The sequence below is a fragment of the Secundilactobacillus odoratitofui DSM 19909 = JCM 15043 genome (genome assembly GCF_001434895.1).
Lineage (GTDB): Bacteria > Bacillota > Bacilli > Lactobacillales > Lactobacillaceae > Secundilactobacillus > Secundilactobacillus odoratitofui.
Genome location: NZ_AZEE01000030.1, coordinates 111,699 through 130,101 on the forward strand (window position 1 = coordinate 111,699; position 18,403 = coordinate 130,101).

The 18,403-nt window shown below is 44.1% G+C and carries 19 protein-coding genes; 11 read left to right on the plus strand and 8 right to left on the minus strand.

The genetic code is table 11. The annotated features are described in order from the left end of the window. The first annotated feature begins 19 nt into the window (after positions 1-19). Positions 20-442, plus strand: coding sequence for a GNAT family N-acetyltransferase (locus FD04_RS10750; RefSeq protein WP_054700707.1), 423 nt, complete (start codon positions 20-22; stop codon positions 440-442). 77 nt (positions 443-519) lie between these two features. On the opposite strand, the gene FD04_RS10755 is transcribed toward FD04_RS10750, so the two are convergent. Continuing rightward, positions 520-1,008: a C40 family peptidase gene (locus FD04_RS10755; RefSeq protein ID WP_056948790.1), complete on the minus strand. Its 489-nt coding sequence runs from the start codon at positions 1,006-1,008 to the stop codon at positions 520-522. 180 nt (positions 1,009-1,188) lie between these two features. On the opposite strand from FD04_RS10755, the gene FD04_RS10760 reads away from it, so the two are divergent. Continuing rightward, positions 1,189-1,635 carry a MerR family transcriptional regulator gene (locus tag FD04_RS10760; protein WP_056948792.1) on the plus strand — a complete coding sequence of 149 codons (447 nt, stop codon included), beginning with the start codon at positions 1,189-1,191 and terminating at the stop codon, positions 1,633-1,635. A gap of 356 nt (positions 1,636-1,991) precedes the next feature. On the opposite strand, the gene FD04_RS10770 is transcribed toward FD04_RS10760, so the two are convergent. Further along, entirely contained in the window at positions 1,992-4,706 is a 2,715-nt protein-coding gene (locus FD04_RS10770; protein ID WP_056948796.1) for an MMPL family transporter, read from the minus strand. A 196-nt stretch (positions 4,707-4,902) separates the two neighbouring features. Here FD04_RS10770 and FD04_RS10775 point away from each other — a divergent pair, with 196 nt between their 5' ends. The 6 genes from FD04_RS10775 (at position 4,903) to FD04_RS10800 (ending at position 8,964) form a co-directional block, all read left to right on the plus strand. Continuing rightward, positions 4,903-5,145, plus strand: coding sequence for a hypothetical protein (locus FD04_RS10775; protein ID WP_054700717.1), 243 nt, complete (start codon positions 4,903-4,905; stop codon positions 5,143-5,145). 5 nt (positions 5,146-5,150) lie between these two features. Further along, positions 5,151-6,128 (plus strand): linear amide C-N hydrolase, encoded by a 978-nt coding sequence (locus FD04_RS10780; RefSeq protein WP_056948798.1) that lies wholly within the window; start codon positions 5,151-5,153, stop codon positions 6,126-6,128. 90 nt (positions 6,129-6,218) lie between these two features. Beyond that, positions 6,219-6,842, plus strand: a complete 624-nt coding sequence (locus FD04_RS10785) for a glycoside hydrolase family 73 protein (protein ID WP_056948800.1) — start codon at positions 6,219-6,221, stop codon at positions 6,840-6,842. A 70-nt stretch (positions 6,843-6,912) separates the two neighbouring features. Next, positions 6,913-7,656, plus strand: a complete 744-nt coding sequence (locus tag FD04_RS10790) for a TerC family protein (protein WP_056948802.1) — start codon at positions 6,913-6,915, stop codon at positions 7,654-7,656. Then, entirely contained in the window at positions 7,656-7,994 is a 339-nt protein-coding gene (gene trxA / locus FD04_RS10795) for a thioredoxin (RefSeq protein WP_056948804.1), read from the plus strand. Before FD04_RS10790 ends, trxA begins: the two co-directional genes overlap by 1 nt. Positions 7,995-8,085: 91 nt before the next feature. Further along, positions 8,086-8,964 carry an NAD(P)-dependent oxidoreductase gene (locus FD04_RS10800; RefSeq protein ID WP_056948805.1) on the plus strand — a complete coding sequence of 293 codons (879 nt, stop codon included), beginning with the start codon at positions 8,086-8,088 and terminating at the stop codon, positions 8,962-8,964. Between the two features lie 173 nt (positions 8,965-9,137). On the opposite strand, the gene FD04_RS10805 is transcribed toward FD04_RS10800, so the two are convergent. From FD04_RS10805 to trpX, 3 genes are read right to left on the minus strand one after another with little or no spacing between them, the layout of a single operon-like run. Beyond that, entirely contained in the window at positions 9,138-9,911 is a 774-nt protein-coding gene (locus FD04_RS10805; RefSeq protein ID WP_056948807.1) for an ABC transporter ATP-binding protein, read from the minus strand. Then, positions 9,904-10,809 (minus strand): ABC transporter permease, encoded by a 906-nt coding sequence (locus FD04_RS10810; RefSeq protein WP_056948809.1) that lies wholly within the window; start codon positions 10,807-10,809, stop codon positions 9,904-9,906. The genes FD04_RS10805 and FD04_RS10810 overlap by 8 nt, the downstream gene beginning before the upstream one ends. After that, the gene (gene trpX, locus FD04_RS10815) at positions 10,806-11,801 is read right to left on the minus strand and encodes a tryptophan ABC transporter substrate-binding protein (protein ID WP_056948811.1); all 996 of its coding nucleotides are present in this window, start codon (positions 11,799-11,801) and stop codon (positions 10,806-10,808) included. The genes FD04_RS10810 and trpX overlap by 4 nt, the downstream gene beginning before the upstream one ends. 612 nt (positions 11,802-12,413) lie before the next feature. Here trpX and FD04_RS10825 point away from each other — a divergent pair. After that, a complete protein-coding gene (locus tag FD04_RS10825; protein WP_056948815.1) occupies positions 12,414-13,256 on the plus strand; it encodes a homoserine O-acetyltransferase/O-succinyltransferase family protein in 843 nt (280 codons plus the stop codon). 148 nt (positions 13,257-13,404) lie between these two features. On the opposite strand, the gene FD04_RS10830 is transcribed toward FD04_RS10825, so the two are convergent. Beyond that, the gene (locus FD04_RS10830; protein WP_056948817.1) at positions 13,405-14,082 is read right to left on the minus strand and encodes a CPBP family intramembrane glutamic endopeptidase; all 678 of its coding nucleotides are present in this window, start codon (positions 14,080-14,082) and stop codon (positions 13,405-13,407) included. 20 nt (positions 14,083-14,102) lie between these two features. Next, positions 14,103-14,489, minus strand: a complete 387-nt coding sequence (locus FD04_RS10835; RefSeq protein ID WP_420806524.1) for a VOC family protein — start codon at positions 14,487-14,489, stop codon at positions 14,103-14,105. 414 nt (positions 14,490-14,903) lie between these two features. On the opposite strand from FD04_RS10835, the gene FD04_RS10840 reads away from it, so the two are divergent. Both FD04_RS10840 and FD04_RS10845 read left to right on the plus strand, forming a co-directional pair. Next, positions 14,904-16,451 carry an ABC-F family ATP-binding cassette domain-containing protein gene (locus FD04_RS10840; protein ID WP_056948820.1) on the plus strand — a complete coding sequence of 516 codons (1,548 nt, stop codon included), beginning with the start codon at positions 14,904-14,906 and terminating at the stop codon, positions 16,449-16,451. Between the two features lie 89 nt (positions 16,452-16,540). Beyond that, complete coding sequence (locus FD04_RS10845; RefSeq protein ID WP_056948821.1) at positions 16,541-17,128, plus strand: L,D-transpeptidase; 588 nt, start codon at positions 16,541-16,543, stop codon at positions 17,126-17,128. Positions 17,129-17,488: 360 nt separating this feature from the next. Here the strand turns inward: FD04_RS10845 and FD04_RS10850 are convergent, their stop codons facing one another. After that, complete coding sequence (locus FD04_RS10850) at positions 17,489-18,400, minus strand: proline-specific peptidase family protein (RefSeq protein WP_056948823.1); 912 nt, start codon at positions 18,398-18,400, stop codon at positions 17,489-17,491. Positions 18,401-18,403: the final 3 nt, after the last annotated feature.

The following is an 18,403-nucleotide window of genomic DNA, read 5'->3' on the forward strand; positions in this document are numbered from 1 at the left end:
AAGATGATGAGGTGCAGGTATGGAAGTCAAATCAGGAACGGGAATGAGTAACGCAGTGTATCAGGATGCTAGCCAAATTAGACAACAAGTTTTTGTTACGGAACAAGGTATTGATGCCCAACTTGAATTTGACGGGTTAGATGATCAAACAACACACTATGTTGGTTATGTGTCACAGACACCGGTGACGACGGCCCGACTTAAAGTCGAACAGGGCGTGGTACATATTCAACGGGTTGCAACGGTTGAACAGTATCGGCATCACGGTTATGCGGCCCAGTTACTGCAACAAATTATTAAGACGTGTGACTCCGGAACGCTAATAACACTAAATGCTCAGGCGACGGCGGTAGGACTCTACGAACAACTGGGCTTTGAGCGTACTGGTCAGCCCTTTGAAGAGGTTGGTATTAAACACTACGCGATGACTTTGAAACGGTAGGGTAGCGTAAATAAAAACGGGTGTTGAATTTCAAATCGAAATTCAACACCCGTTTGAGGTCTTAGCTATGTGTGAAATTAATCTGTAGTAGTTGTGCTAAAGTCAGTGACGTGTGCGTAACCGACAACATGCCACCAAGGTGCGTGAACCTTTTCGGTAACTACACCGCGGTTTTGAGCATCAATCATCTTGCCATTACCAACGTAAAGACCAACGTGGCTAATGCTGTGCTTGCTGTAACCAAAGAAGACCAAGTCACCCTTAGTGACCTTGCTAGCACTAACATGCTTGTAAGCATTGTATTGGGCTTGTGCTGTACGTGGCAAAGTAATCTTAGCGGCTTTTTTATAAACGTAACCAGTGAAGCCTGAGCAATCAAAAGCCCGTGGACCAGTGGCACCATAAACGTATGGCTTACCAAGATACTTCTTGGCAGTGTTATAAACAGTGCTATAAGTTGCATCGGTCGTGGCTGCTTGAGCAGTCGTTGATGCTTGAACACCAGCAATACTGAAACTAAATAATGCGGCAACTGCAATGATACCTTTAACGATTAACTTCTTCATGTCTAATTAAGACCCCTAACTTATCCCGTTTTTATGTACGGTTACTAGTGTACTGGTCGAATATGTCAACTATGTAACAAAGTAATGTCAATGAAGTTAAACTAGTCGTAATAAATTGTAACTTATGTAAAAAATGTGAAATAATAGGGGCATAGGATTACCTGAGAGGCGGTTTATCACATGAGTGATTTAGAACATCGAATTCCAAACTTGATTAATTTTGAAAAGCTAGTTTTTCGGATTGGCGAACTAAGTCGGATGACTGAGGTCTCTTCGCGACAGTTACGGTATTGGGAACAACGCGGCTATATTCAAGCAATGGCCCGGAGTGACCAGAATAAAGCACGCGTCTATGACTTCCACACCTTCTTAGAGGTTCGAATTATTAAGCGACTCCTTGACCAAGGGTACCGCTTGCCAGCTGCCGTCGAGAAGATGCGTAATATTGATGAGGAGATGGGTTTTACCCGGCAATTTTTCTCAAAGGCGTTTAAAGGCGTCGAAATCGTTGACCAACAGCCGATGATCAATATGGGTTATTTCGATGAAAGTAAGAAACAGATATTGTATGGGTTTTACAAGGATGGCGAGATTCGTTATCAGCTACAGCCGGTTGATGCGCAATAAATGCTAAAAATGAGACCGAATCGAGAAGCGCTCAGACCCCAAAATAAAATCGAACGGGCTCGCGGTTTCATGGTTTGGAGTCTACGGGCCTGTTCGATTTTATGGCCGGGACCTGAGCTTTTTTTGTATTTAGGCCAGATAACAATATTGAAATCTAGTAAGACTGTTAGCCAACCTCGAGTTAAGCAAGTCGTTCGAAGAAACCAATGTGACTTTTTTTGGTTACATTGGTTATCTTCGTTACATGTTGATTATCGGGTTGTCGGTAATTTGTTAAACGTGATAGATGCTTTGAAAGCTACACTAAAAAAGCCCCCTAGAGAATTTGCTCTAGGGGGCTTGCTTACTAGCTTGGGTTACTTAGCATGACGTCGCAAATGAGGACGCTTTGAAGGTAGGGTAACCGTTAATTTGCCGACTGCCGTTACAATGATCGGCAAAATGATATTGAAAATAACGGTTGCAATTAAAATAATCAAACCAGCTTGGGTCAACGGTGCAAAGTTAGCAGTGAATAGAACTAAGCAGAAGACCAAGATGGTAAAGATAACGTGTCTGATTGATTGTCCCAGTGACGTGACACCTGGCAGCACCCAATCAAGCAGGTTGGTTTCCTTAAAGCGATAGCTGATGGCCAGTTGTAATAATTGACTGACACCAACGATTAATAGTGGCACAAAGGCAATTAATGGGACTTGCCAGTTGAAGGTTGGGTCACCTGACATAAAGTGGCTGGTTAATTGAGCGACCTGAACACCACCAAGAATGGCTAATCCATAAGTTAACAACCAGTAAATTGGTTGAAGAACCGATCCACTGACGATTGCAATGACCAAGAATAAAATGACACCAATGGTAAATAGTAGTGTGCCAATGTGTGCCTTAATGGCTTGTTCGACCGTATCTTGAACAACCGGTTGGCCAGTATATGCAATTTGAGCGGTGCTGAGACTTGTGCCTTGTAACTGTGTGTTCACTTCGGACTTCAGCTTTTTAAGTGTCGCTGCATTATTAGAACTGGTTGCCGATGACTTGAGGTAGACCTGCAGTTGCGTAGTCTTGTAGTCACCGCTGGTGTTTGATAACAGTGACTGCTGGAACTGCATACTTGTTAATTGTTCTGGTGTAATGTAATACACTTTGGCAGCGTCGGAAGTCTGCAAAGCAGAGAGGTAACTGTAAACGTTATTGTAGGACTTAATTAGACCAGTAAGACTTGAAGTTGTTTTCTTCAAACTACTTTGAATTGCTGAAATTTGACTAGCATAACCCGAAACACTGGTCTGCACAGAAGCTGTTTCAGTGCCGGCAGTTGAAGCTTGGTTGCCAAGGGCTCTCATGTTGCTGGCCACTGTTTGAAGCTGGGTGCTAATTAAGGCTAATAAACGCTGGTAACGTTTAACTTTAGCACTTGCACTGGACTGCTGTGAAACAGTTGCTCGACCAGCAATTTGAGAGACCTGTGATCGAACAGTGCTTGTATCAGAATTAAGCTTATTGGCGCGGGTCACTAAACTGTCGATTTTGGTTGCAGTCGCGTTTAATTTAACCTGGTTAAGTTCACTTCGGTTACTCTTTAATTCAGTTTCGAGTTGGGAAAGCTGATCGGTGGCACCTTTTAGGGTGACGTTCATTTGGTTAAGCTGGGTATTAACGTAGTACTCCGTCATTGGTTGCCCGTTAGGTTGTGTCAGTGAAGTAACACTGGCAACACCGGGCATTGATTGAAGTTTAGTGGTTAAATTATCTAGCTGTAGGAGGGCCTTCTCGTTGTCCACCCGTTGGTTACTTTGAACATAAATGGTGACTGGCGTTGCTTTACCTTCACCAAAGTGGGCGTTTAAGACACGCATCCCCATGACGGCCTGGTTATTAGGTGAAACGGTTTTGGCAGCCGAGAAGTTCAAATTGTCGTGGTAGAGAACCGCAAATGGTCCGACACAATATAGCACGGCAATAATCGCAATAAATGGTTGCCAGAGACCAAATTGCCCCATCCAGGTCCAGAAACGATGTGGTTTAGTTGGTAACTCAACAGCAGGCCAGAAGAAGCGTTCACCCAATAATTGCAAGAAGATGGGTGCAATCGTAATTAAGCCGAGGGTGACAATTAGGGTAGTTAAAGCTAGGCCTGACATGGCACGAAGCGTTGAAAAGCTGAAGAAGTAAAAGCTTGCAAAAATAACGGTTAACGTACCACCCAACAAAAAGAGGAAGTTACGACTACTCTGAATGCTATGAGTCGTTGCTGCAGTCGCATTCTCGCCAGCTTCTAGGTGGGCTTTGAAGGCGTTAAAGATGTGGTAATGGCCAAGCGTCCCCAAAATGAGCGTTACAAGTAAGATGAGGAGTGGCAAGTACTCCGAATAAGGAAAGCCGGTGTGACTGGCAAGATTATTGATCAAGCCGAGAGAAACTGCGAACATCATCAGCATTGATAACGTTGAAATCAGTGGTGCAATCAGGGATTTAAAAATAACGCCGATAATAAGAAGACTTAAAATAAAACCGATAATTGCGGTAAACGTAGTGACTTGGCTAATTTTTTGATTAGCAGCGTCGTTGACCAGTTCAGGGCTGGTTAGGTATGTTCTTAAGCCGTTTGTTTTGATCTGGGACTGCAACTGTTTAGCCAGGACCCGAGAATCACCCTGGTATCGATCAATGGCAATTGTGATGATCTCAGTTGATTGATCCTTAGAATAAAACTGACTCTTGGCAGTGGGGTTAGTCGTCATCGTTTGAATTGACTTGATGCCATAGACTTTTTCCTTGTTAGTTAAGCGTTGGACAGTTTTGTCAATACTTAGCTGTTGCGCTGTCGTTAACTTACCACTAGGGTTGTTAAAAACTGCCGTGACGTTGTATGTACCCGAGATGTTGCGACCCCAAGTGTTTTGTATACTACGTGCGGTCATAGGTTGACTATTGTTGGCCAATTGTGGTTGACCGCTGGTTTGAATCAAGTCAGAGGTGTTAGGCATCATCACGATTGCAATAAAGATTGCGATGAGCCAAAACAACAATGAAAAGATTCGATGATCATGTAACTGACGTATCCGCTCTTTCATTGAAAAAATCTCCCTTAAGAAGTCACCGTGTGTGGTGCATAGATATAAGTTCTATATTAACATAGCCTGACACGGTTTGGGCGTGATTCAACAAAATTTAACACACAAGGTGAAACAACTTGTTGAACAAAATAGTATCAATTTTTTGAAACTTTTCTTATAATAAGAAACCACGAACATAAAGGACGGTGGCATCATGTCAGACCATTATCAGAGCCCTTTCCAGGACTTAAACACAGATAAAAGATTTAATTTAGCTAATCAATTAGCAACGACTTATCAGCTTGATGTCAGTCAAATCTTATTTACTTACCTGAAGGTTGCGCAGCCTATTCTTGCCAAGCAATCTCGAACTAATCAGATTTCAGAAAAAGCGCAACGCGAAATTGATACGCAATTTGAACAAACGTTAAAATCCCTCAGTCAGTTAAAGGAGTAGTTGTTATGTGTACGAGTATTTACCAAATTGCATTGGACGGTAGTCACGTACTCGGTCGAACAATGGATTGGCATGCATTGGGTGCAGAACCCGTTTTTGTTCCTAGACAATATCAGTGGCGTTCGGTCTTTGATGACCATTCGTATCAGAATCGCTATGGTATTATCGGTAGTGGCGGTGCTCACGATGCCGAAATCGATATTTCAGATGGTATTAATGAATATGGCTTGAGCGTTCAGAAATTGACGTTTACCAATGGTGCTTTATTTGATGAAACAGCGTCAGATGACCTGATTTCGCTGGCGCCATTTGAATTGCCGCTTTACCTCTTGGGGCATTTTAAGTCAATTGCTGAAATTGAAGCCCACTTACCCGAAATTCAAATGATGAGTGGTGAAAACGCAGTTAAGCCATATGGCCACCCAGAACTGCACTTTGTCGCTTCGGACGCCACTGGCCGGATCGTTGCAATTGAAACGTCGCACCGGCCATTGAAGGTGATTGAAAATCCGCTAGGGATACTTACAAACGCTTACGACTTTAAACGGCAGCTTAGGCAACTCGACGACTACATGACGTTCACCCCCGCCTTCAAAGCGGGGACCGTGCCACTCAATACACCTCGCGTAACGACTGGTCGTTTTTCGGGTAAAAAAACGCCCTCAGGGTCTTATACACCCGGGTCACGGTTTATTCGAGCCGCCTACTACAAGGAACGGACTGATCAACCAGCTGATGAGGAAGCCACTGTGATTAGTACTTGGCACTTGTTAAACAGTGTGAGTGTGCCCAAGAGTAAGGCTTATCAGCAAAACTATTCGGTATATCGGGCCGCAACGAGCACTGAGAGTCGGTCGTATTATTATGAACCGTATAACCGACTTGGCATTGTTAAGTTGCAACTAACACCAGAGATGCTTTCCCGAACCAAGCCAAAGTTTTATCATGTGACGGATCGTTTAAAAACGACGACCCTGAATTAGGTCGATTATTAATGAATTATTTACAGTCACAGCTAACGTAGTCATGTTAAACTTAATTGGTAGAAAATTGATAACTAGGAGATTAAATTTTTGGCCAAGAAGCGTCGACGTAAAAAGAATAATCAATCGGGTGTGGCAACGCTGATTTTTGTACTCGCACTATTTGTCATCGGCGGTGGCGTGGGGGTGCGCTATTTAATGAACGACTTTTTTGGTACTCAAAATCGTTCGACAGCCCAAGTCTCAACTTCAGAAACACCGGAACAAAAACGACAACGACGGTTTATATCAGCAATGGCAAAGCCGGCAGTTCGGGTTTATAAGAAGAATCATCAAGTACTGCCAAGCATTGTTGTGGCGCAAGCCATTATTGAATCTAACTGGGGACAATCTCAACTCTATCAACAAGCAGATAATCCCTTTGGTATGAAGGGAAATTACAACGGTAACACGAAGTTATTTCCGACAACTGAGTATGTGAACGGCAAGGCTGAGAAAATCAACGCCTATTTTCGAGTTTATCCCAGTCTCGAAGCGGCCATTTTAGACCACGATGCGGTAGTTAGTCGGCAATTTTTACCATCTGGCACTACCAATTATCGAACGGCAGCTAAATTACTCCAAACCAATGGCTACGCAACTGACCCATCCTACGCTAAAAAATTGATCAACGTGATTGGTACGTATAGTTTAAATCGCTTTGATGGGTATTAACTGCTTGCGTATAGCTAGTCCCAATTGGTATGATAGTCCTTAACTAATAGGATAGGAGAGATGCACGAGATTGTTCGACTTAATTAGAAATCTATACGGCCCGTTTTTTGACCTGCATAACTGGGAGACGGTGATTAGCTCTGGTAGTGACTGGCTAATTATCTTTTCATTAGTTTTAATCGAATGTTTGCTTTCTGTTGATAATGCCGTTGTACTGGCAGCACAGACCCAGGCGCTACCGACCAAGGAACTGCGTGAAAAGTCCTTGTTCTATGGTATTTGGGGCGCATACATTTTTAGATTCCTGATTATTGGATTAGGCACATACCTCATCCACTTCTGGGAAATTAAAGTTTTGGGCGCCGGTTACTTACTGTTTTTGACGTTCCAGTATTTCTCAAAGTCCCGTGTTAAACATACCCGTAAGTTAGTTTCGAAACGTAAAAGCCACATCTCACTCTTTTGGTCAGTGGTGATCCAGATTGAAATTATGGATATCGTTTTTTCCATCGATTCCGTGCTGGCATCTTTGGCGGTTTCGCCTAACCCGGTCATTGTGTTGATTGGTGGTATGATTGGTATTTTGGCCATGCGTGGTATCGCAGAGATGATCATGCGTTTAATGCGCATTATTCCAGAACTAGAGCCGATGGCCTATGGTTTGATTGCACTGATTGCAATCAAACTGTTCTTGAGTATACCGATGATTGATATTGAAATTCCAGCAGCCATGTTTGGCTTGATCGTGTTGGCTGCTGTGGTGTTGACCTTATTGATCCACTTTGGCCGCAAACGACGAAAGAAGCAACAGTGATGGCAGTAACGATTACAGAACAAAACCTTAGCGACGAAACTAAGGAAGGCTTAGTTTTAGTTGATTTTTGGGCATCATGGTGTGCACCTTGTAAGATGATGGAACCGGTTTTAGAGCAACTCGAGACCGATTATGGTGACCAGGTGAAGTTTGGCAAACTCAATGTTGAACATCAACAAGACCTGGCCATGAACTATAAGGTGATGAGTATTCCAAGTTTGGTCCTGTTTCGTGATGGTAAGGCAGTTGAGAAAATCACTGGCCTGTATCCTAAGGACAAGCTGGCAGGATACTTAGATAAAAAAATTGCAGAGCATCATACAATCAAACAAAACTAGTGTTTCGGTCATTTTCAAAATGTCGCTGAACAAGGCTGGGACAATTTCACATTGTCTCGGCCTTTTTAATAAGTAATAGGAGGTCTTCAAGATGAAAATCGGCTTTATTGGTACTGGCGTGATGGGCGCCGCAATTGCACAACACCTCATGGCGGGTGGTCACGAGTTAATCGTGAATAATCGGACTAAGGCCAAAACCGATGCGTTAGTTAGCGCCGGGGCAACGTGGGCGCAGACACCAGCTGATGTTGCTCAGGCAGCCGACGTTATTTTTTCGATGGTGGGGTATCCGACCGATGTAGAAGAAATTTACTTCGGTGACACTGGTATTTTTCAGACGCTCTCAGCTGGCAAAGTCGTTGTTGATATGACAACCAGTACCCCAACCTTGGCGGTAAAAATTGCCAAACAAGCAGCCCAAATTGGTGCAACTGCCCTCGATGCACCAGTTTCTGGCGGTGACGTTGGCGCTCAAAAGGCGACCTTGACCGTTATGGTCGGTGGCGATGAAGCCACTTATCAACGTATTTTGCCACTATTCAATCTGATTGGTCAGCGCGTTCATTTGTTCGGTGAAGCGGGTAAAGGGCAACATACTAAGATGGCCAATCAGATCATGATTGCCGGAACGATGACTGGTACAGTTGAGATGATGGTTTACGCTCAACATGCTGGTCTTGAGATGACGGACGTCTTGGCGACCCTGAATAGTGGTGGCGCTGCTAACTGGAGCATGGCAAACTATGGTCCCAGAATTTTGAAAGGTGATTATACGCCAGGCTTCTTCGCAAAGCACTTTCTCAAAGATTTACGAATTGCATTAGACGAAGCAGATAAAATGCACCTCAAGTTACCAGCCACCCAACTCGCCAAGCAGTTGTATGAGACGATGGTCGATGAAAAGGGATTGGGCAATGATGGGACTCAAGCGTTAATTAAGCTGTATGAGAGTGGTGCTGTGAACGATTAGTCACTAACCTTTGAGTTAATGAGGTCAAGTGACCGCTTAAATTGCCTGTATATATTAATTCGTCCCAAACTGGCGGGCGACGACACAATCAAAAAGCGCATCATCGAATTTTCAATTAAGAGAACTCGATGATGCGCTTTTTGTCATATTATGATAAATTACTGGTCAATTTTTTAGTCTTGTAAATCTGAGAAGAAACTGTAAAGCGTTTCTTGGGTGAGCGCCTGTTTTTCGGCGCCGGAAACGTCAAAGGTGATTTGACCGTTGCCAATCACGATTAATCGATTGCCATACTTAAGTGCATCATCCAAGTGGTGCGTGATCATCAAGCAAGTTAGGTTCTCAGCGGTGATCCGTTCGTTGGTCGTGGTCATCAATTGCTGTGAGGTCTTAGGATCAAGTGCTGCAGTGTGTTCGTCGAGCAGCAAAATATCGGGTTTCCTGAGGGTCGCCATCAGGAAACTGAGTGCTTGTCTTTGTCCACCGGATAAATTACCAGTTGGGGTTGTCAGACGTTCATCTAAGCCATTTCCCATCCCGCTGGTTAGTTTCTTAAACTCAGCCATGTGGGCATTCAAATGACGTGGTGTTAAACGGCGGCGTTCACCACGCTTAGTTGCCAGGAGTAAGTTTTCAGCAACCGTCATTCGTGGCGCTGTACCTAGCTTTGGATCTTGGAACACGCGACTCAAAAAACGCGTGCGGCGTTCCTCGGATTCATGTGCGATAGATTCACCGCGGAGCAAGATATCACCTGAATCAATCGGTAAATTGCCAGCAATCGAGTTAAACAGGGTTGATTTACCAGCCCCATTTGAGCCCAGTACCGTAATAAAATCGCCTTCGTTGATGGTCAGGTTCAGATCCTTTAACAAAGTTAATTCTTCAGGTGTGTTGCGATTAACTTTAGTGACCACGTGACGTAATTCCAAAATTGGTTTACTCATCAGTCGAGACCCCCCGTTTCCAGATATGTTTAAAGTTAAACACGTTACGAAAGACTGGTAACATCATGCAAAGTGCCAATACAACGGATGAGAACAGCTTCAAATCATTGGTATTGAAACCGAGTCGAAGGACGATTAGTAAGACGAAACGGTAGAGGATCGAACCAAGCGTAACTGCGACCAACCGTTGATTCATGGTTAGTTCACCAAAGGCAACTTCACCAATGATGATGGACGCAAGGGCGATCACGATGACGCCGATCCCCATGTTGACATCTGCATAGCCGTCGTTTTGAGCGACTAAGGCGCCACCTAATCCAATGACACCGTTAGATACCATTAAGCCCATGATTTTCATACTATCGGTTTTAATTCCCAACGACCGCGCCATTTTTTCATTATCACCGGTAGCGATAAAGGCTTGACCGAGTTCGGTTTGGAGGAAATAAATCAAAACCAAGGTTAAAATCGTGATGACGACAAATCCGAGCATAACGCTATCAAAGTACATTGGTAAGTGTTCAAGAAATGGTAATTTGAGCAGCGTGGGTTTATCCAGCAACGTCAAGTTAGAACGCCCCATAATGCGGAGGTTAACGGAGTAGGCTGCCGTCATGACTAAGATACCAGCAAGCAGGATGGGAATTTTCCCCTTGGTATAGAGTAGGCCAGTTGCTAAACCACAAAGCATGCCGACACCAATTGCAATCAGTGTAGCCCAGATTGGGCTGATACCGTGGTTAATGGCAGCAACACAGGCTGCGGCACCCATTGGGAAAGTACCTTCAACCGTCATATCCGGGAAGTCGAGAATTCTAAAGGTTAAGAATAGTCCGAGACCAAGGGTTGCCCATAGCAAACCCTGACCAATGGCTGAAACACCTAATCCAAATGTCATTTAATGATCTCTCCTTTCTGTTTGGCTTCTTTAATTAGGGCACTTGGGAACGTGATCCCCAGTTTTTTGGCTTCCGGTAAATTCAAAATTAAATCACCGTGCTTGATGTAGTGAATCGGCGTGGTTGCGGGTTTCTTGCCCTTTAAAATATCGGCTGTCATTTGCCCAGTAATCACACCCAGTTTGTATTGGTTGATACTGTAAGTTGCCAGGCCACCGCTTTTAACCATCGTGTCGACTGCTGGGAATACGGGTACCTTGGCGGAATTGGCGTTTTTAACGAGGGTTTGCATCGCTGAAGCCACGGTGTTGTCGGTTGGGACATAGACCGCATCAACGTTTTGCACCATTTGCTGTGAAACCTGGTCCACGTCATTGGTGTTAGAAATCGAGTAGGCTTTCAACGTGATGTGTTCTTGCGCGCAGAGTACTTTGAACTGCTTATACTGAGCACTGGCTGAATCATCGCTTGAGGTGTAGAAGATGCCAAGGGTCTTCATTTTTGGCATCACTTTTTTAATTAAGCCAAGTTGTTCCTTCAGGGGTGCTTGATCAGAAACACCAGTAATGTTGTGACCGGGACGTTGGTTGTTTTTAACCAAACCAGCCCCCTTTGGATCAGTGACCGCACCCAAAACAATTGGAATTTTCGAGGTTGCATTGGCTAGCGCCTGGGCTGAAGGTGTGGCAATCCCAATGACTGCATCAGCATCTTCATTGACAAATCGGTTACTCATGGTCATTAAGTTACTCTGATCATTTTGAGCATTTTGAAAGTCAATTTTGACGTTTTTACCAGCGTGGTAGCCGTTTTCAGCTAAACCGTGAATAATGCCTCGGTGAATGGCATCTAGCGCTGGGTGGGACATGAGTTGTAAAATACCCACGGTTGGCTTGGCAGTTTTGGCAGGTTTGCCAACGCCGCCCTCGTCAACGTAAGCGAAACCTAGAAAAACTAATATAATGGCAATAAGCGCATATAATCGCTTCATAATCTGATTCCCCTAACTTAAAAATTGATGGCAATAAAAAAACGACTTCCTCGCAGAAGTCGTCAGAAAGGCGCGACGTGCAAGGGTAGTCATGCAGCGTCACTCACATATAAAGTAACCGGCATGGACACGTATTGAACATGAGCTCAAGCCGCATCCGAAGTAGCAGCTTGATTACCGGTTTTGCCAACTATTAAGTTGAAAATTAAACTTTAGCATGTGAATTCCTCCGATTTAAATTACTTTCATTATAAGCAGTGGGGTAACGGTGTGTCAATTATTTTCATGGTAGCCAACCCTTGACCGATGTTGGCGGATGTGCTAAATTAGTAGTCAATTAAAAAACGATGAGTCTATGACAAGAAGAGTAATCGCGCTTAACTGTTTAGAGAGCTCCTGAAGTGGTGAGAAGGAGACTGTGAGGCCGGTGAAGATGAACTTGGAGAATGGTAACGGTGTTACGCTGTTGCTACGGGGTACCCGATATCTGCGCGAATTTGAGGTGTCAATTTTTAATTGGCATGAAGATGGGTGGTACCACGTGAAAACGTCCCAAACTGCGAAAACAGTTTGGGACGTTTTTTTTGACGACATCGAGAGGGAGGACACAGCATGACAGTGATTTTGAATAATGGTTTAATGGCATTGCAACACGTAAACGCAACAACAAGTAAGCATTTTGTGAAAGTATTGGTTGTGAATCTGATGCCAAATAAATTAGAGACTGAACGCCAATTCGTACACCTGCTGAGTCACCTTTCTGTTGATGTTGCCGTTACTTTTTTAAGAATGAGTTCACATCGAAGTAAGCACACCGATGAGCGGTTACTGGCACAAAATTATGCCAGTTTATCCTCAATTTACCATCAGCATTTTGACGGCATGATTGTTACTGGCGCGCCGGTAGAAGAGATGGCCTTTGAAAAGGTTGATTATTGGGCTGAATTTCAAGCGTTGATGGATTGGCGTAAACAACACGTCAGTCAGTCGATTTTTGAGTGTTGGGCTGCTCAAGCAGGTGTGTATGCAGATTTTGGTATTCAAAAACAGGTGACAAATGCCAAGTTGTTTGGGGTGTATCGTTGTCGAATCAACCAACGTACTGAATTAACGGCTGGATTGGACCGGCTATCAATGCCCCAATCACGGCATGCGACACTTGGTGCAATCAATAACCCTGCCTTACGAGTCGTTGCCAGTGATCCAGAGGCTGGTCCGGTGGTTCTCACGTCGGCTTCAACGCATTCTACCTATATCAGTGGTCATCCGGAGTACGAAACCAAAACACTGTTCAATGAATTTCACCGTGATCAAGAAAAGGGGCTACCGATTCAATTGCCTAAGAATTATTTTTCTGCCGCGGTGCCAGTGAACACTTGGCAAAGCGATAGTATTCATCTTTATAATAATTGGGTGCATCAATTAACCCGTGATCAAGCAGGTATTATCAGTTAAATGAGTTGATTAAACATGAATAAACAAAAGGGCGCAACCACGAAATCATGGTTGCGCCTTTTTGTGCTTGATAAGCTACTTAGTAGTTATCGTATATTCATTATACACCAAGCTTTAAAATATAGAAACCGCATTCCCTAAAAAACCGTCAAATAATGCTCCAGAGGTTATTGAGGAAGTGAAGGGCGATGTTGTAGCGGATGTCCTTAAAGTAGAGATAACTCCCCGCTAGAACCCAACCAAGTGATGCATACAATAACGTGGTCACTGAAAATGACAGAGTGTGCATATAACCGAAAATCAAACCACTAACAATTACTCCTAGTAGGTTGGACCAACGCGTGTTTTTGGCAAAGAAAAAGTTAAAGAAAAAGCCACGGAACAGGTACTCTTCAAAAACTGGTGCGATCAAAACGCCATATACGTTATTCCAAAAGGGTAACAGCTGAATCTGACTATCCAGTGCAGATTGGTTGCTGGGCATGGGTAAGATATGGTGCAAGATTAATTGTGACCAAAAAATTTGGACCACTAGCATTATGAAAAAGGCAAACAAGACGCGTGACAAGCGCCGGATGGTCAGTTTGTAATGACCAAATTGGCGGGGGTTATTGCGCTTCAACTGGCGTTTATAAAACCAGGTAAAGCCGACCAGCAGCACGGCGACCGTAATCAGCATGACGCCGATTGCTCGATTCGCGAGTGCCGGGTTTGTTTTGGCGTACTTAGTGGCCAATGATAATTCAGATGAATTAATCAAGTAGGCAATCAGAAGTAAAATAAAGCCGAGAATTCGGCCGGTTTGTCTGGTTAAATAGTGAATCACAGTGTCACCTCGAATTGGACTTAGTAAGTGATGATCTTAATGAGATTATGGTCCGGATCACGGACCCAAAGCGCCGTTCCCTTACCTTTAGCGCCTTGATAATCAACTGGACCATCATCAATTTCAACCGCATAATTGGTTAAGTGGGCCAAGGTGTTTTCCAAATCATCGTGGGTTTCAAAGGCGAGTTCAGCGGAACCTGCTGCGACAGATTTAGCGGCTAAGTGTTGTGCAGCTTCTGCCTCAGTCTGAAATTCCAGATCACGGTGGGCAAGGTGAACAGTGGGTCTCGGCGCATTTTTAACGATTGGGAGGTCAAATACCTCGTGATAGAACCGAATTGAGCGGTTAATGTCTGTAACGGTTAGTGTAATGCTATCAATATCTTTAATGTTCAAAGTCGTCATCCTTTTATCGAAAATAGTATAGGTTTCATTATACCACGGCGTCTTGGGAGGAGAACTTATGAGATTACACAGCAACATTAAAACCGTTGGTAACGGTTACCGTTTATTTTTATAAGACACACGAACAATAATGTTTGAAAACGCTTGCTAAAACAGGCCCGTATCCCCGAATTTCTTGCTATTATGGGGTATTAGTGATAGGGTAGTTAAGTTATAAAGTAAAATGAGAAATGAACGTAATCGGTAGTTGACGCAGAGTTAAAACAAAATCGTGATGATGTCATCCCGACGTTAACTTCCGCATAAGAAAGGACGAGGCACACGGCCTGGCTTCTCAGACCGTGCGCCTCGTTCGCTTATAGCCAGAAGCCACTGAGATAAGTTACTCATTTTTGAATGTAAGGAGGAACACAAATGGCGTTACTAGAAGTTGAAGACCTAAGCATGGCGTTTGCTGATAAGCGACTCTATGACGGCGCAAGTTTTCAACTAAATAAGGGTGAGCACATGGGCATTGTGGGTCAAAACGGGGTTGGTAAGTCAACCTTGATCAAAGTTTTGACCGGTGACCAATTACCACTATCCGGTTCAATTACGTGGCAACGTGGGATCCACGTTGGCTACTTAGACCAATACGCGGACATTCCAGAAGGGATGACGTTAATTGATTTTTTGCACACTGCTTTTCAAGAACTGTATGATCAAAACGACCGAATGACGCAATTGTACACGGAGTATGCTGAAACGGCTGATGATAAGTTACTAGAGCGAGCCGGGCGAATTCAAGAAATTCTTGAAGCCAACAATTTTTATGATATCGAAACTGAAATTGAACGAATTATCACTGGCTTAGGTCTTGATGACATTGGCCGTGATCACGAAGTTGCGCAGATGTCAGGTGGTCAGCGTTCTAAAATCATCTTGGCAAAGTTACTGTTACAACATCCAGACGTGATTTTACTAGACGAACCGACCAACTATCTAGACGTCGGGCACATTGCTTGGCTAGTCGATTACCTCAATGATTTTGATGGTGCTGCCATGATAATTTCTCATGACTATGATTTCTTAGACCAAGTGACTAACTGTATCATCAACGTCGCCTTTGGGAAAATCATTAAGTACCGTGGCAGTTTCAAGCAAGCCATGCGACAACGAGCAGAACGTGAAGAAGCCCAGCGTAAAGAGTACGAAAAACAACAAGTTAAGATTGAAAAGACCGAAAAGTTCATCGCTAAGTTTAAAGCCGGAACGCGTTCTAAACAGGCGAAGTCTCGTGAAAAACAATTATCACACATGGACTTGGTTGATCCACCTTCGAGTAACATTCAAGCTAATTTTAATTTTCCGTACGCGGATACGGGCTCTCAAAACGCGTTGGTGGTTGACCAACTCTCAGTTGGTTACAATCGTCCACTTTTAAAACCGGTGACGTTCTCAGTTAACACCGGTGAAAAGGTGGGGTTTGAAGGGTTTAACGGGGTTGGTAAGTCAACTTTGATTAAGACGATTTTAGGCATTATTGAGGCTAAGGGTGGCGAAGCCCACTTTTCACCTTCGGCTCGGGTCAGTTACTTCAGTCAAGATTTGGAATGGGAGAACGATCGGCAAACGCCACTTCAGATTATTCAGGCCAAGTACGAAAAGTTGCCGCAAAAGGCCATTCGGACAAAGCTCGCTAAATGTGGTTTAGATGCCGCCAATGCCATGAAGCCAATTGGCCAACTCTCAGGTGGTGGGCAAACCAAAGTTAAGCTTGCCATGATGGAATTTGAACCAAGCAACTTCTTAATTTTAGACGAACCAACTAACCATTTGGATGAAGAAACCAAGGAAGCTTTGAAGGATGCAATCAATAAGTTCCCAGGTAACGCCATCGTTGTCAGCCATGAGGTCAGTTTCTACAATGGCTTGGCTGATAAAGTCTTAAACGTTGAAAAACTAAGTCTTAAGAATCAGTAATGTTGCAGCAAGTGTCAGCAAATTGTCATCGTCTTGTGACGTTGGCATGCTACAATTGAGAAAATTAAGCAAGGTTTGGAGATCTGAAAATGAAGCGGGTTCTGCAATTATTCGTCGTGGTCGTGGCACTAGGTGTGTTGGGCGTAGCTGCTCATCACCTGATGACCCCGACTGCTAGTGAACATGCGGCGACACAAACGACCAAAAAACAAACCAGTCAGACTAAGAAGAAGGCGGTTGTGATCAATTGGCATAAGCCATCTGAAAACAAACCGTATCCAACTTGGTCAAAGCTCGATGATCCATGGGTGCTGGTTTCAACGAAACACCAACGAGTCTACATCAAAGATGGTAAAAAGACCGTCTACACAATGTTTGCCTCAACCGGTGTTAATAACTCAACGCCAAAGGGGACGTTCCACATTCAAGCCGAACGTGGGGATTTCTTCTATAATGCCAATTCCAAGGAAGGGGCTCACTATTGGGTTTCCTTCAAAGATCATGGAATCTACCTTTTTCATACTGTGCCAACGGATGCCGAAGGTCACTACAACGTTGAGGAAGCCAATCAGCTTGGCAAAACAGCCCATTCTCATGGCTGTGTCCGCCTGGCGGTGCCTGACGCAAAGTGGTTCTACGAACACGTTACGTATGGGACTAAGGTAGTCGTTGAGTAGTTATATATGAGAATTTTAAACGCACTTATAGCCTTCTAATCAGGAGGATATAAGTGCGTTTATTTTATAATTCGTTTGATTGAGTCATGAGTATGCGGGAAAAGTTCGCCTTCGGCCGCCAGCCAGTTTTGACGAGTAGTTGTGGGACCGACTGCAACCGCTACGCGTTTTCCGTCTCGGTATTGAGACTCGGAACCCACGAGTCTCAATACCGTCCAGTGCCACTAAACGCTGACGCGTAAAGTGGTAGTGGCAGTACAAGTTATCATAGGAAAAGCGCCTCAGTCGATTAACCACAAAAGGCTATCAACTGAGACGCTTTACTTATGCATAGCTAAAATTGCATTGAAAACGACTTAATTAGTCATTGAATTGATCATTTTCAACGTCGCAAATAAAAGTTGCTAAGTGATCGTAGTAGACCGGTGCGTTATCGATCATGTGGTGGTGACCACCCTCAGGCGTCGTCACTAAACGAGCATGAGGAATTTCAGTGGCCATACGCTTAGCGGTTGCAACGGGCATGGTTTCATGTTCACCAAAGGTTAGCAACGTTGGGACTTTAATCTCGCTTAAGTGTGATTCAAATTGCCATTCCTTCAGTTTACCAGTGATGACGAATTCGTTATCGCCTTGGAAAGCACCGTAAACTGGGCGTGACATGGTTGGAATCAAGTGAGAAATAGCGGCTGGTTGCTTTCGATCAACGTAACCAGCGTTTAAAACATCCACGTACTTTTGGTATTGTGGATCGTCATAGTTGTTGGCGGCTTCTTGCTTCTTCATGTAGGCAACAGCGTCGGCGGGGAGGGCTTCTTCGCGGACTTGGTTGACGTGAGCAACGTACTCGTCGATATTGTCGACCATTGATGAAATGATGGCACCCTTCAGGTGTTGGCCATACTTAGCAGCGTACATTTGAACCAATGCGCCACCCCATGACTGACCAATCAAGTAAAATTGATCGATGCCGAGCTTTTGGCGCACTTCTTCAACTTCATCCAAGAAGTAATCATAAGTTAAATACTTGTCCGCAATTTTAGGGTCAGAATAGTCTGGTTGGTCTGAGTACCATGAGCCCAATTGATCGTACATATGAACTTGGACGTTGAGCCCCTGCTTTTTCAATTGTTGAGCAGTATCTTCCCAATATTCATGGTTGCCACCAGGGCCACCATGGAGGGCGAGCAGGTGAATATCGCCTTCGCCTTGAGTGTTAGTCCAAAGATGGTAGCCGTTATCTAATGTAATGATTGTTGTACCTTGCTTCATTAA

Excerpts from the sequence above, each read along its gene's own strand:
- FD04_RS10750 (WP_054700707.1), top strand. The coding sequence starts at position 20 with ATGGAAGTCAAATCAGGAACGGGAATGAGTAACGCAGTGTATCAGGAT.
- FD04_RS10755 (WP_056948790.1), bottom strand. The coding sequence starts at position 1,008 with ATGAAGAAGTTAATCGTTAAAGGTATCATTGCAGTTGCCGCATTATTT.
- FD04_RS10760 (WP_056948792.1), top strand. The coding sequence starts at position 1,189 with ATGAGTGATTTAGAACATCGAATTCCAAACTTGATTAATTTTGAAAAG.
- FD04_RS10770 (WP_056948796.1), bottom strand. The coding sequence starts at position 4,706 with ATGAAAGAGCGGATACGTCAGTTACATGATCATCGAATCTTTTCATTG.
- FD04_RS10775 (WP_054700717.1), top strand. The coding sequence starts at position 4,903 with ATGTCAGACCATTATCAGAGCCCTTTCCAGGACTTAAACACAGATAAA.
- FD04_RS10780 (WP_056948798.1), top strand. The coding sequence starts at position 5,151 with ATGTGTACGAGTATTTACCAAATTGCATTGGACGGTAGTCACGTACTC.
- trxA (WP_056948804.1), top strand. The coding sequence starts at position 7,656 with ATGGCAGTAACGATTACAGAACAAAACCTTAGCGACGAAACTAAGGAA.
- FD04_RS10800 (WP_056948805.1), top strand. The coding sequence starts at position 8,086 with ATGAAAATCGGCTTTATTGGTACTGGCGTGATGGGCGCCGCAATTGCA.
- FD04_RS10805 (WP_056948807.1), bottom strand. The coding sequence starts at position 9,911 with ATGAGTAAACCAATTTTGGAATTACGTCACGTGGTCACTAAAGTTAAT.
- FD04_RS10810 (WP_056948809.1), bottom strand. The coding sequence starts at position 10,809 with ATGACATTTGGATTAGGTGTTTCAGCCATTGGTCAGGGTTTGCTATGG.
- trpX (WP_056948811.1), bottom strand. The coding sequence starts at position 11,801 with ATGAAGCGATTATATGCGCTTATTGCCATTATATTAGTTTTTCTAGGT.
- FD04_RS10825 (WP_056948815.1), top strand. The coding sequence starts at position 12,414 with ATGACAGTGATTTTGAATAATGGTTTAATGGCATTGCAACACGTAAAC.
- FD04_RS10835 (WP_420806524.1), bottom strand. The coding sequence starts at position 14,489 with ATGACGACTTTGAACATTAAAGATATTGATAGCATTACACTAACCGTT.
- FD04_RS10840 (WP_056948820.1), top strand. The coding sequence starts at position 14,904 with ATGGCGTTACTAGAAGTTGAAGACCTAAGCATGGCGTTTGCTGATAAG.
- FD04_RS10845 (WP_056948821.1), top strand. The coding sequence starts at position 16,541 with ATGAAGCGGGTTCTGCAATTATTCGTCGTGGTCGTGGCACTAGGTGTG.
- FD04_RS10850 (WP_056948823.1), bottom strand. The coding sequence starts at position 18,400 with ATGAAGCAAGGTACAACAATCATTACATTAGATAACGGCTACCATCTT.